Origin of the sequence: Phytoactinopolyspora halotolerans, from assembly GCF_010550675.1 — a bacterium.
GTDB classification, from domain to species: domain Bacteria; phylum Actinomycetota; class Actinomycetes; order Jiangellales; family Jiangellaceae; genus Phytoactinopolyspora; species Phytoactinopolyspora halotolerans.
Map to the genome: position 1 here is coordinate 89,055 of NZ_JAAGOA010000006.1, position 12,461 is coordinate 101,515.

13 protein-coding genes are annotated in these 12,461 nt (G+C 68.2%); all 13 read left to right on the top strand.

All coding sequences use genetic code 11. From position 1 onward, the window contains the following. Positions 1-203: 203 nt before the first annotated feature. The 13 genes from rho (at position 204) to atpA (ending at position 12,431) form a co-directional block, all read left to right on the top strand. On the top strand, positions 204-2,240 hold the full coding sequence (rho, locus tag G1H10_RS10310; protein ID WP_163736514.1) for a transcription termination factor Rho: 2,037 nt from the start codon (positions 204-206) through the stop codon (positions 2,238-2,240). Between the two features lie 258 nt (positions 2,241-2,498). After that, complete coding sequence (gene rpmE / locus G1H10_RS10315) at positions 2,499-2,720, top strand: 50S ribosomal protein L31 (RefSeq protein WP_163736517.1); 222 nt, start codon at positions 2,499-2,501, stop codon at positions 2,718-2,720. A 150-nt stretch (positions 2,721-2,870) separates the two neighbouring features. Beyond that, complete coding sequence (prfA, locus tag G1H10_RS10320; protein WP_163736520.1) at positions 2,871-3,968, top strand: peptide chain release factor 1; 1,098 nt, start codon at positions 2,871-2,873, stop codon at positions 3,966-3,968. Between the two features lie 132 nt (positions 3,969-4,100). Next, the gene (locus tag G1H10_RS10325; protein ID WP_163736523.1) at positions 4,101-5,042 is read left to right on the top strand and encodes a N5-glutamine methyltransferase family protein; all 942 of its coding nucleotides are present in this window, start codon (positions 4,101-4,103) and stop codon (positions 5,040-5,042) included. Between the two features lie 141 nt (positions 5,043-5,183). Beyond that, positions 5,184-6,062 carry an L-threonylcarbamoyladenylate synthase gene (locus G1H10_RS10330; RefSeq protein WP_163736526.1) on the top strand — a complete coding sequence of 293 codons (879 nt, stop codon included), beginning with the start codon at positions 5,184-5,186 and terminating at the stop codon, positions 6,060-6,062. Between the two features lie 175 nt (positions 6,063-6,237). After that, the gene (locus G1H10_RS10335) at positions 6,238-7,353 is read left to right on the top strand and encodes an MraY family glycosyltransferase (protein WP_163736531.1); all 1,116 of its coding nucleotides are present in this window, start codon (positions 6,238-6,240) and stop codon (positions 7,351-7,353) included. A gap of 69 nt (positions 7,354-7,422) precedes the next feature. Continuing rightward, positions 7,423-7,935 carry a Cg1360 family ATP-synthase-associated protein gene (locus tag G1H10_RS10340; RefSeq protein ID WP_163736532.1) on the top strand — a complete coding sequence of 171 codons (513 nt, stop codon included), beginning with the start codon at positions 7,423-7,425 and terminating at the stop codon, positions 7,933-7,935. Positions 7,936-8,028: 93 nt separating this feature from the next. Continuing rightward, positions 8,029-8,250, top strand: coding sequence for a hypothetical protein (locus G1H10_RS32920; RefSeq protein ID WP_163736345.1), 222 nt, complete (start codon positions 8,029-8,031; stop codon positions 8,248-8,250). Between the two features lie 25 nt (positions 8,251-8,275). Then, the gene (gene atpB, locus G1H10_RS10350; RefSeq protein ID WP_376778599.1) at positions 8,276-9,019 is read left to right on the top strand and encodes a F0F1 ATP synthase subunit A; all 744 of its coding nucleotides are present in this window, start codon (positions 8,276-8,278) and stop codon (positions 9,017-9,019) included. A gap of 57 nt (positions 9,020-9,076) precedes the next feature. Continuing rightward, positions 9,077-9,301, top strand: a complete 225-nt coding sequence (gene atpE / locus G1H10_RS10355) for a F0F1 ATP synthase subunit C (RefSeq protein ID WP_112258178.1) — start codon at positions 9,077-9,079, stop codon at positions 9,299-9,301. 53 nt (positions 9,302-9,354) lie between these two features. Further along, a complete protein-coding gene (locus G1H10_RS10360; protein ID WP_216853120.1) occupies positions 9,355-9,879 on the top strand; it encodes a F0F1 ATP synthase subunit B in 525 nt (174 codons plus the stop codon). Beyond that, the gene (locus G1H10_RS10365; RefSeq protein WP_163736538.1) at positions 9,879-10,685 is read left to right on the top strand and encodes a F0F1 ATP synthase subunit delta; all 807 of its coding nucleotides are present in this window, start codon (positions 9,879-9,881) and stop codon (positions 10,683-10,685) included. The genes G1H10_RS10360 and G1H10_RS10365 overlap by 1 nt, the downstream gene beginning before the upstream one ends. Positions 10,686-10,739: 54 nt before the next feature. Then, positions 10,740-12,431, top strand: coding sequence for a F0F1 ATP synthase subunit alpha (atpA, locus tag G1H10_RS10370; RefSeq protein WP_163736540.1), 1,692 nt, complete (start codon positions 10,740-10,742; stop codon positions 12,429-12,431). Positions 12,432-12,461: the final 30 nt, after the last annotated feature.

A 12,461-nucleotide genomic window follows, 5' to 3' on the forward strand; every position in this document is an offset into this window, starting at 1 on the left:
TGGTCGGTAAGCCATGGCGTAGCGGAATCTCTGCAGCGAGCCGTGGATCTGTACACCTCTTCCAGGGCCGGCGCACGCTAGGTCTGATATGGGGTTGACCACCAGTTGCATCGTGCACCGAATATTCGTCCTCGGGGATGTGCCCCGAGGTGTTAAGGCGCACCGGTGGCTCTCGCCGGTGCTGGCCCAGGGAAGGACCCTGAGTGACAAATACCGAGATTCCCGGCGTTTCTGAGGCGCTGGACTCCGAGAACACCGCATCGACCGCTGGCGATGCCCCGGCGAAGCGGCAGCGCAAGCGCGCTCCCGGCCTCGAGGGCATGGTCCTTGCCGAGCTGCAGCAGGTGGCTAGCCAGCTCGGCATCAAGGGTTCGGGCCGCATGCGCAAGGCGCAGCTGATCGACGCCATCAAGGCGACCCAGTCCGACGGTCCGGCGCCCAAGGCAGCCCCGTCGAAGAAGAACTCCGCACCGTCCGCGGACGACGGCGCGACGAGCGCCGGCCGCTCCGGCGCGGACAACGCCGACGAGGCTTCGAAGCCTGCCCGGCGATCCTCCCGGCGCGCCACGCGCGCACAGGCGGCACCGGACCAGGGCGAGAGTGCGGTCGCCGCGGCGGCCGCCGACGCCGCGTCCGTCTCGTCGGTCACCGTCGACACCGGGGACAGCGGCACCACCAAGGACGACGGCGGCCAGGCCAAGCAGGGCCGGGACGGCAACGACGACCGCTCCAGCGGCCGCGGCGGCGCCGACTCGAGCCGGAATGAGCAGTCCGCCGGCGGCGACGGCGGTGGTGAGCGGGATGGTGGCCGCGGCGATGATCGTCGCCCGGACAACCGCCGCCAGGACAACCGCCGTCCGGACAACCGCCGCCAGGACCGGCAGAACAACCGCGGCGGCGACCGCGACAACGAGCGGGACAACGACAACGACCGCCGGCAGGGTGGTCGGTTCGACGACGATGACGACCAGGGCGGCCGGAACCGGCGCCGGCGTCGGGACCGGGGGCGCGGCGGCAACCGCGACCGTGACCGGCGCGGCGGTGGACGCGAGCGCGCCGACGAGCCGCAGATCAGCGAGGACGACGTCCTGATCCCGGTCGCCGGCATCATCGACATCCTGGACAACTACGCGTTCGTGCGGACATCTGGCTACCTGCCCGGCCCGAACGACGTGTACGTGTCGCTGGCGATGGTCCGCCGCCACGGTATGCGCAAGGGCGACGCCATCACCGGCGCCGTGCGGCAGCCGCGCGAGGGCGAGAAGCAGCAGAAGTTCAACGCCCTGGTACGGGTCGACACGGTCAACGGCGCCGACCCGGAGACGGCCAAGCAGCGGCCGGACTTCGCCAAGCTCACTCCGCTGTATCCGCAGGACCGGCTGCGCCTGGAGACCGAGCCGGGCAACATCTCGACCCGGGTGATCGACCTGGTGGCGCCGATCGGGAAGGGGCAGCGCGGACTGATCGTCTCGCCGCCGAAGGCCGGTAAGACGCTGATCATGCAGGCGCTCGCGAACGCGATCACCACGAACAACCCGGAGGCCCACCTGATGGTGGTGCTGGTGGACGAGCGCCCGGAGGAGGTCACCGACTTCCAGCGTTCGGTCAAGGGTGAGGTGATCGCCTCCACGTTCGACCGCCCGGCTGATGACCACACCACGGTGGCCGAGCTCGCGATCGAGCGGGCGAAGCGGCTGGTCGAGCTGGGCCACGACGTCGTGATCCTGCTCGACGGCATCACCCGGCTGGGCCGCGCGTACAACCTGGCCGCTCCGGCCAGCGGGCGCATCCTGTCCGGTGGTGTCGACTCGGCCGCGCTCTACCCGCCGAAAAAGTTCTTCGGTGCGGCGCGGAACATCGAGAACGGCGGCTCGCTGACCATCCTGGCCACGGCGCTGATCGAGACCGGCTCGAAGATGGACGAGGTCATCTTCGAGGAGTTCAAGGGCACCGGCAACATGGAGCTCCGGCTCCGCCGGGACCTGGCCGACAAACGGCTGTACCCGGCGATCGACGTCGACGCCTCCAGCACACGGCGCGAGGAGATCCTGGTGTCGCAGGAGGAGCTGGCGATCATGTGGAAGCTGCGCCGGGTGCTGTCCGCGCTCGATCCGCAGCAGGCCATCGAGCTCATGCTGGACCGGCTGAAGAAGACCGGCAGCAACGCCGAGTTCCTGATGACCGTCCAGAAGACCACGCCCGGCACCCTCGGCGCGAACGGTTCGAAGGACGACGACTAGGAGTAGGACGTGCCCCGGCGCCGCACTTGCCGAGCGCACGTCACGTGTGGCGGGCTTCTACGGACCCCTCGGCGTTACGTGAGCTCAGGAAGTCGGCTTGATCCGGCGATCGGGCGAACCGGCGGCCGGATGGCCGGGCACGGTGCGGTTTGGCGATGGCGGCGGTGAGCTGGAATACTAGAGCGGTTGGTTCCGGTTCACGGTGCGGCGGCCTGCCGTATCGACCCGGCGCTCGTATCAGATCCAGGAGTGAAGTCCATGAAGAGCGACATCCACCCGCAGTACGTGGAGACGACGGTCACCTGCACCTGCGGTAACACGTTCACCACCCGGAGCACGGCGTCGAACGGCGTGATCCACGCCGATATCTGTTCCGCCTGCCACCCGTTCTACACGGGCAAGCAGAAGATCCTCGACACCGGTGGCCGCGTGGCCCGGTTCGAGTCCCGCTACGGGAAGAAGAAGTCCGGCTCCAAGTAGCTTCGTGAACGGCGGGCGCACGCGGTAAGCGTGCGCCCGCCGTTGTCGTGTGGGCTGATTCGATGTGCTCGTGGCCGGCGGGTACCGGCATTTCAGCGGCGGGTTCGCCGTCAGCCGGAGTGTTCCCGGTCAGGGGAGGAAGAGGAGACGATGTTCGAGGGTGTGAAGGCGCTCGAAGCCGAATACGAGGAGCTCGAGAACAAGCTCGCCGACCCCTCGATCCATGCTGACCAGGGGTTGGCGCGCCGGCTCGGGCGACGCTACGCGGAGCTGACGCCGACGGTTCGGACGTACCGTGCCTGGCTGCAGGCCGGGGACGATCGGCGGGCGGCGCTGGAGCTCGCGGACGACGATCCCGCGTTCGCCGCCGAGGCGAACGAGCTGGCTTCGCGCGAGGAGGAGCTCGCCGACGCGCTGCGGCTGCTGCTACTGCCGCGCGATCCGAACGACGGCCGGGACGCGATCGTGGAGATCAAGGCCGGCGCCGGCGGTGAGGAGTCGGCGTTGTTCGCCGGCGACCTGCTCCGCATGTACATGCGCTACGCCGAACGCGTCGGCTGGAGTACCGAGCTGATCGACGCCGAGGAGTCCGATCTCGGCGGCTACAAGGATGTCTCGCTCGCGGTCAAGGCGAAGGGTACGCCGGAGCCGGGAACGGCCCCGTACGCCCGGCTGAAGTTCGAGGGCGGCGTCCACCGGGTCCAGCGGGTCCCGGTCACCGAGAGCCAGGGCCGTATCCACACCTCGGCGGCGGGTGTGCTGGTGCTGCCCGAGGCCGACGACGAGACCGAGGTGGAGATCAACCAGAACGATCTGCGCATCGACGTCTTCCGGTCGTCCGGGCCGGGCGGGCAGAGCGTCAACACCACCGACTCCGCGGTGCGGATCACCCACCTGCCGACCGGCATCGTCGTCTCCTGTCAGAACGAGAAGAGCCAGCTGCAGAACAAGGAGCAGGCGATGCGGATGCTGCGGGCCAGGCTGCTCGCGGCCGCGCAGGAGGAAGCGGACCGGGAAGCGGCCGACGCGCGCCGGAGCCAGATCCGGACGGTGGACCGGTCCGAGCGGATCCGCACCTACAACTTCCCGGAGAACCGCATCTCCGACCACCGCATCGGTTTCAAGGCGCACAATCTGGACACCGTGCTCGAAGGCGACCTGGATGCCGTCATTCAGGCCCTGGTGGACGCGGACACCAACGCGAAGATCTCCGTGTCGGGCGACGACGCCGGGTCCGGCGACGGCTAAGACGGGACCACGCTGCGTGCAAGGAACGACTTTGTGGTCGCCACCGCAACCGCGATGTCGTTCGTCGCGTGTCTGGGCCCGCGTTGACCCGCGTGAGTGTCGCTGCCGGCGCCGTGATTGCCTGGAGCGGTGATGTCGCTGCGTGAACAGATCCGGGACGCCGCCGCACGGCTGGCCGACGCCGGCGTGCCGTCCCCTCAGCACGACGCCGAGGTGCTGGCGGCCCATGTGCTGGGCATCGAGCGGTCTCAACTGGCGGCGCGGCTGGCCGGGGCAGTGAGCAGCAGGTCGCCCGGAGGTGCGCCGGCGGGAGGCGCGTCGGCCGGCGAGACTGCTGTCGACGCGGAGACGGAGCGGTTCACCACCGAGTACGGCGGGCTGGTAGCGCGGCGGGCGGCGCGCGAGCCGCTGCAGCACATCACCGGTGTCGCGCACTTCCGCCACCTGACGCTGAACGTCGGGCCGGGGGTCTTCACGCCGCGCCCGGAGACGGAGCTGACGGCGGGCGCAGCGATCGCGGAAGCGCAGGCCGTCGTCGCCGATGGGCGGGTCCCGGTGGTGATCGACATGTTCGCCGGCTCCGGCGCGATCGCGATCTCGGTGGCGCGTGAGGTCCGCCCATGTGTGGTGCACGCGGTCGAATCCGAGGACGACGCCATCGAGTGGTTGCGTAAGAACGCGGCCGGACAATCGGTGGTGGTGCACCGGGACGACGTGGGCGGCATCGTCGATCGGAGCATGTCGATGCTCCTCGGTTCGGTCGACGTGGTGGTGGCCAACCCTCCGTACGTGCCGGTGGGCGCGGTGATCCGGGATCCGGAGGTGGTCGAGCACGATCCCGCTGCCGCCCTGTGGTCAGGCGAGGACGGGCTGGACGCGATGCGGACGCTGGAATCGGTGGCGGCGCGGCTGCTCCGGCCGGGCGGACTGGTCGTCGCCGAGCACGCGGACGAGCAGGGCGAGTCGGCGCCGGCCGTGTTCCACGGATCGGGCCGGTGGGATGAGGTGGTCGACCATCTCGATCTCAACCAGCGGCCGCGATACGTCACCGCCCGGCTCGCCGCCGCGGGGTGACTTCCGGGCCTGTGATCGGTGGTCGCGCAGGAGTGTTTCGTCGAGGATCGCTGGGGCTATCACACCCGCGATCCTCGATGATCACCGGCCGTGCCTGACCCGGATGGGCGGAGCCGGGCAGAGCACGGTTAAATACACGGCGTGGCTCTGCTCTATGACTGCTCAGACCCGACCAAGCGGACTCGTGGCATGGGGGTCGCCGCACGTGCGATCAAAGCCGGCCGTCTGGTCGTGCTCCCGACGGATACGGTGTACGGCGTCGGAGCGGATGCGTTCTCGCCCGAGGCGATCCGCAAGCTGCTCGACGCGAAGGGCCGCGGCCCGGACATGCCGGTGCCGGTGCTGGTCGGTTCCGCGGACGCCTGGACCGGAGTGGCGGTCACCAACGAGGCGTCCGAGGCGTTGGCGGCCGTGTTCTGGCCGGGCGGGCTGAGCCTGCTGTGCCAGGAACAGCCCTCGCTGGACTGGAACCTGGGCGACACCGGCGGCACCGTGGTGGTGCGCATGCCGCAGCACGATGTGGCGTTGGAGCTGTTGCGCAAGACCGGTCCGATGGGCGTCAGCAGCGCGAACCTGTCCGGTCACCCACCCGCGCGGTCGGCGCAGGAGGCCCGGGAACAGCTGGGCGACGCGATCGCGGTCTATCTCGAGGGTGGTATGACCGCCGCCGATGTGCCGTCCACCATCGTGGACGTGACCGGGGAGGTCCCCCGGGTGGTGCGGGCCGGTGCGATCAGCCTGGAGCGCCTGCGCGAGGTGGTGCCGGAGATCATCGGGCCCGAGGACGAATCGACTGAGCCGGCGTCGGCGGCGACCGCCGAGCCGACCGCGCAGGACGGCGACGCGCAGGACGACGGTGACGCCGCGGGGCCTGAAGTGGTGGATGAGGTCGTGGCGGTCGATGCCGAGCAGGACGACGGTGACGCCGCGGGGCCTGAGGTGGTGGATGAGGTCGTGGTCGCGGATGATGCCGCGCATGACGACGACGCAGGCGAGAATGACGGCGCTGCCGAGAAGTGAGTCGTTCCGCGCGGATGAGCTCCCTGTCGAACGGCGGTTTCGCGACGTGGTCGGCGCGTAGAGTTGCCGTCGTGAGAACGACCGGTTCGATCCGAGACAAGCGAGGTGTCCACGGGCCGGCATCGGCCGTCCGCCCGTGGTCATCGGCCGGCGGTTGGAGAGGTGCGGTCGCCACGTGCGCGAGTACCTGCTGACGTTCTTCATCGCCGCCTCGCTGACCTACCTGGTGGTCGCCCTGTGCGGGCGGATCGCGCACTGGGTCGGAGCGATCCCGCCGCCGCGCGAGCGCGATGTGCACAAGGGCGCGGTGCCGCGCATGGGCGGCGTGGCGATGCTGGTCGGGATGCTCGGCGCGATGTTGGTCGCCAGCTACCTGCCGCGCATGCGCGAGGTCTTCGTCGAGTCGACCGACGCCCAAGCGCTGATCACCGCGGCCATCGTCATCTGCCTGGTGGGCGTTGCGGACGACATATGGGACCTGTCCGCGCTGGCCAAGTTCGCCGGGCAGTTGCTGGCGGCGGGCCTGCTCGTCGTCCAAGGCGTCGAGCTGCTCTGGATCCCGCTGCCGAACGGGGTGTTCACCCTCGACCCGTCGCAGCGTGCGTTGCTGACCGTACTGCTGATCGTCGGCGCGGCGAACGCGGTGAACTTCATCGACGGACTGGACGGCCTCGCCGCGGGCGTCGTCGGCATCGGCGCGGCGGCGTTCTTCTCTTACGCCTACCTGCTTGCGGTCGAGCAGGGCGACACCAGGATGACCACGCCGGCGCTGGTGGCGGTGGTGCTGATGGGGATGTGCGCCGGATTCCTGCCGCACAACATCTCACCAGCGCGGATCTTCATGGGCGATTCCGGGGCGATGCTGCTCGGCCTCCTGCTCGCGGCCGGATCGATCACCCTGACCGGCCGTTCGGCGAGCCACGAGGTGGAAGAGACCACGTTCCTGCTGGCCCTGTTGCCGCTGATCCTGCCGGCCGCGGTGATCGCGCTGCCGTTCCTGGACATGATGCTGGCCGTGGTCCGCCGTACCCGCGAGGGACGGATGTTCAATTCCCCGGACAAGAAACACCTGCACCACCGGCTACGTGAGGTGGGTCACTCGGATGGCCGGGTGGCGGCGATCATGTGGGCGTGGGCGGCCCTCGTCGCCGGTGGCGTCGTCGCGATCGCGTTGGTCGGTGACTGGACCATCTACGCGCTGCTCGGCGTCGCGATCATCGTGCTGATCGCGTTCACCACCCGCCGGCCTCGCCGTCTGCTGCGGCGCCGCACGCTGGAGGCCCGGCCCTGACGGTGGTCCGGCGGCCGGAACGAAGATCGTTTAGGTCCATGGCCAGGCCAGCACGTAGGCTTGACTTCCGTGTCCGAACCGACGACGCCGCCGGGTGTGGCGGCCTTCGTAACGCCGATGCGGCGTGTCCTCACCACCGCCGGCGCGGGCCTCGCGGTTCTGTTGCCGGTGGGGACGGCGGTCGGTTGGGCGCTCGGCGGTTCCGGCGTCGGCCTGGGCATCCTTCTCGGGCTCGCGATACCGGCCGCGTTCTTCGGCGGCACGGTCCTCACCGGTGTGTGGGCCGCGCGGATGGACAACACCCGCTTCGTCGGCGTGGTCGTCGGATCGTGGCTGGCCAAGATCGTCATCCTGATGGTGATCATGGCGCTGATCAAGGACGCGGAGTTCTTCGCCCGGACGGCGTTCTTCATCGCGTTCGTCGTCGGCGTCGTGGGCTGGCTGGCCGCCGAGTGCATCGTGGTGCTCCGCACCCGCGTGCCGTACCTCGACATCAGCCCGAATCAGCCTCCGACCAGCGTAGATGGTGCGGTGGAGGCAGAGGCGGGAGAAACCGCACAACGGGAGTCCAGGGGTGTGTGAGGCACGCCTGTCAGGGGCTTGGTATGGTCGGTGCGCCGAATGAGTGAACGGGCACATACTTCCCACGGCGGGGAGTCCATTGTCTGGCACATCATGGGCACCCTGATCGCCGGGCCGCTCCTGTACGGACTGCTCGGTGCCGGGGTGGACAAACTCTTTGACGTGTCGTTCGGCCTGCCGACCGGCATCGTCATCGGATTTGTCTTGGCAGGCTACATCATCTATACACGGTACGGCCGGGAAGCAGCCCCGGGCCCCGATCCCTACGGAGAAGACCCTGAGCGCGCTCACGACGACGACCTACCTCGCCGCTGAGGACGACGGATTTCACGCTCCGTCGCTGGCAGACTTCTTCCCACCGGCGATCCTGTTCGAAGACACCATCTTCGAGTTCAACCGTGTCAACCTGGTTCAGCTGATCATGACCATTGCGGTCGCGGCTTTCTTCATCGTCGCATTCCGTAATCCCAAGGTCGTGCCGCGAGGCATGCAAAACCTCGGCGAGCTGGCCGTGAACTTCGTGCAGACCCAGATCATCGACACGATCATGGGTGTGGGCGGCAGGCGTTATCTGCCGTACCTGGTCACGCTGTTCTTCTTTATCCTGGCGATGAATATCGCCGGCGTTATCCCGTTCCTGAACTTGGCCGGGACGAGCGTCGTCGCAATACCCATGATGTTCGCCATTGTGACCTGGGTGGTATTCAACGCGGCCGGAATTCGGAAACACGGCTTCGGTAGCTACCTGAGGCTGAACCTTTTTCCGCCCGGTGTGCCGAAGCCGATCTACGTTCTGCTGACGCCGATCGAGTTTCTGTCCACGTTCATCCTGCGTCCGGTGACGCTGACGATCCGTCTGCTGGCGAACATGATGGCCGGGCACCTCATGCTGGTGCTGTTCTTCTCCGGTGCGACGTACCTGCTGCTGGACGCGGAATGGCTGTTGAAGCCGTTCGGGCTCGGTGCCGCCGCCATGGGCTTCTTCATCACCGCGTTCGAGATCCTCGTCGCGGTTCTGCAGGCTTACATCTTTACGCTTCTCACCGCGCTCTACATTGCCGGTGCGGAGAGTGAAAGCCACTGACGGCACAGTCGACGTCCGGGCAACCCGCCCGGACGCCAACACAAGAAAGGAAACACCGTGGAGCTTCTCGCTCAGGTTGAGGGCAACGTCAACGCCATTGGCTATGGCCTCGCCGCGATCGGTCCGGGCATCGGCCTCGGCATCCTGATCGGCAAGGCCCTGGAGGGCATGGCTCGCCAGCCCGAGGCCACCGGCGTTCTGCGTACCAACATGTTCATCGGTATCGCTCTGGTCGAGGCGCTGGCCCTGCTGGGCATCGTCGCCGGGTTCCTCTTCACGTGAGTCATGACATGGTCCGTGCAGCTGAAGATCATGTGCGCGCAGCCGAAGGTGACGTGCCGGAGGGCATAGACCTCTTCATCCCTCCGTGGTACGACATCTTCTGGAGCGCGGTGATGTTCGTCGCGCTCTTCTGGATCTTCTGGAAGTTCGTACTGCCGAACATGAAGAAGGCCCTCGCGGCCCGCAGCGAAGGCATCGAGCAGAAGCTCGAGCAGGCGGAGGCGGAGCGGAACGAGGCACAGTCGCTGCTGGCTCAGTACCGCGAGCAGCTGGCCGAAGCCCGGTCCGAGGCCGCACAGATCCGCGCCGACGCGCAGGCCGAGCGGCAGTCCATCGTCGCCGAAGCCCGTACCGAGGCGCAGGAGGCCGCCGCTGCGGTCACCGAGCGTGCGGAGGCGCAGCTGACCGCCGAGGCGGATCGGGTGCGCAGCGTGCTCTCCCGGGACGTCGGGCGCCTGGCCACCGAGCTCGCCGAGAAGATCGTCGGTGAGACGCTGGACGAGCAGAAGGTCAACGCCACCGTCGAGCGGTTCATCGCCGACCTCGAGACCGTTGCCGCGGAGGAGGAGACACGCTGATGCTGGGCTCCAGTCGGTCCTCGTTCGCCGCCGCCCGCGAGGCGCTTGCCGAGCGGGACGTCGCGAGCGAATCGGACCTGTCGGCCGAGCTGCTCGCGATCGCCAATGCGCTCGCCGGCTCAGCCGGCTTGCGCGGCGCCCTGTCGGACTCGGGAACCGAGGCGGCGAAGCGTGTGGCGCTGGCCCGTTCGGTCTTCGAGGGCAAGATCTCCTCCGCCGCGATGGAGGTGCTCACCGACCTGGCCGGGCGGCGCTGGAACAGCGGCTCCGATCTGGTCGACGCCGTCGAAGGGCTGGGTTTCGAAGCGGCCCTGATCACGGTGGAGGCCGCGGGACGCCTCGACACGGTCGAGGACGAGCTGTTCCGGATCGAGCGTCTGATCGCAGGTGACGACCAGTTGCGGCAGGCCCTCTCCGACCGGGCGGTCGAGCCGCAGGCGAAGGCCGAACTGATGCACAGCCTGCTGGAAGGCGTAGCGGATCCGGTCACCCAAGGCCTGGTCCGGCAACTGGTCGAGCATCCGCGTGGGCGGCAGCTCGGCGAGGCACTGACGGCTCTGGTCGAGCAGTCGTCGAGGCGCCGGCAACACCTTCTGGCGACAGTCACCGTGGCGGCGCCGATCTCCGCTGATCACCAGACGAGGCTGGCTGCCGCGCTGGGCCGTATCTACCGCCGTGAGATCGACATCCAGCTGGAGATCGATCCTGAGGTTCTGGGTGGCGTCAAGGTTCGCATCGGTGACGAGGTCATCGACGGAAGCGTCGCCCATCGGCTGGAAGGGATACGCCGGCGATTGGCCGGCTAGGCGCGAAACACGTAACAATCGACGGGTTCGAGGACGAAAGAGTAGGGACAAGAGATGGCGGAGCTGACGATCCGGCCGGAGGAGATCCGGGACGCGATCGAGCGACACGTCCAGTCGTACGCGCCGGAGGCCTCTCGCGAAGAGGTCGGCCGGGTTGTGGACGCCGGCGACGGCATCGCTCACGTCGAGGGACTTCACTCGGCGATGGCCAACGAGCTGCTGGAGTTCGAGGACGGCACGCTCGGTCTGGCACTGAACCTCGAAGAGCGCGAGATCGGTGTCGTGGTCCTCGGTGAGTTCAAGGGCATCGAGGAAGGTCAAACGGTACGCCGCACCGGCGAGGTGCTGTCCGTGCCAGTGGGTGACGGCTTCCTCGGACGTACCATCGACCCCCTGGGCAAGCCACTGGACGGGCTGGGCGAGATTCAGGCCGAGCAGCGGCGTGCGTTGGAGCTGCAGGCACCCTCGGTGGTCCAGCGGCAGCCGGTCTCCGAGCCGCTGCAGACCGGCATCAAGGCGATCGACTCGATGACGCCGATCGGGCGCGGACAGCGCCAGCTGATCATCGGCGACCGGCAGACCGGGAAGACGACGATCGTCACCGACACCATCCTGAACCAGGTGGAGAACTGGAAGACCGGCGACAAGACGAAGCAGGTGCGCTGCATCTACGTCGCGACCGGTCAGAAGGGTTCGACCATCGCTGCGGTGCGTCAGGAGCTGGAGGAGGCCGGTGCGCTGGAGTACACCACCATCGTGGCCGCTCCGGCCTCGGACCCGGCGGGCTACAAGTACCTGTCGCCGTACACCGGCTCGGCGCTCGGCCAGCACTGGATGTACCAGGGCTACCACGTCCTGATCGCGTTCGACGACCTGACCAAGCAAGCTGAGGCGTACCGTGCCATCTCGCTGCTACTGCGCCGTCCGCCGGGCCGTGAGGCCTACCCCGGCGACGTGTTCTACCTGCACTCGCGGTTGCTGGAGCGCTGCGCGAAGCTGAACGACGAGATGGGCGCCGGCTCGATGACCGGACTGCCGATCATCGAGACCAAGGCCAACGACGTGTCGGCGTACATCCCGACCAACGTCATCTCCATCACCGACGGCCAGTGCTTCCTGGAGTCCGACCTGTTCCACTCGGGTATCCGCCCGGCGGTCAACGTCGGTATCTCGGTCTCCCGGGTCGGTGGTGACGCGCAGATCAAGGCGATGAAGAGCGTCTCTGGAACGCTGCGTCTGGACCTGGCACAGTACAACGAGCTCAAGGCGTTCGCCGCGTTCGCCTCGGACCTCGACCCGGCCAGCCGCGCCCAGCTGGACCGCGGCGCACGCGTGACCGAGCTGCTCAAGCAGCCGCAGAGCGCGCCGATGGCGGTGGAGCGTCAGGTCGTATCGATCTGGGCCGCCACCAGCGGGCAGATGGACGAGGTGCCGGTGGAGGACGTGCGCCGGTTCGAGGCGGAGTTCCTCGACTACATGGGCCGCGAGCAGTCGTCGCTGCTGGACTCGATCAAGAGCACCGGCAAGCTGAGCGACGACGACACGTCGCTGCTGGAGCAGTCGATCGGCACCTTCAAGCAGCAGTTCGTCACGTCGTCCGGCGAGTCGCTGGTCAAGGACGAGCCGGTGGAGGCGCTGGAGGAGGACGAGGTCGACCAGGTGACGCTGCGTCGTCGCCGGCACACGGCCGCGGACGTGGAGCAGGCGGCCGGTCCGCAGGGTGAGACCGGGGCGCCCTCGCCGTGATCGTCACGCCGATGCAGACGATGCTGAAGA

Coding starts and splice junctions, on each gene's coding strand:
- G1H10_RS10325 (WP_163736523.1), top strand. CDS start 4,101: ATGTCGCTGCGTGAACAGATCCGGGACGCCGCCGCACGGCTGGCCGAC.
- rpmE (WP_163736517.1), top strand. CDS start 2,499: ATGAAGAGCGACATCCACCCGCAGTACGTGGAGACGACGGTCACCTGC.
- prfA (WP_163736520.1), top strand. CDS start 2,871: ATGTTCGAGGGTGTGAAGGCGCTCGAAGCCGAATACGAGGAGCTCGAG.
- atpA (WP_163736540.1), top strand. CDS start 10,740: ATGGCGGAGCTGACGATCCGGCCGGAGGAGATCCGGGACGCGATCGAG.
- G1H10_RS10365 (WP_163736538.1), top strand. CDS start 9,879: ATGCTGGGCTCCAGTCGGTCCTCGTTCGCCGCCGCCCGCGAGGCGCTT.
- G1H10_RS32920 (WP_163736345.1), top strand. CDS start 8,029: ATGGGCACCCTGATCGCCGGGCCGCTCCTGTACGGACTGCTCGGTGCC.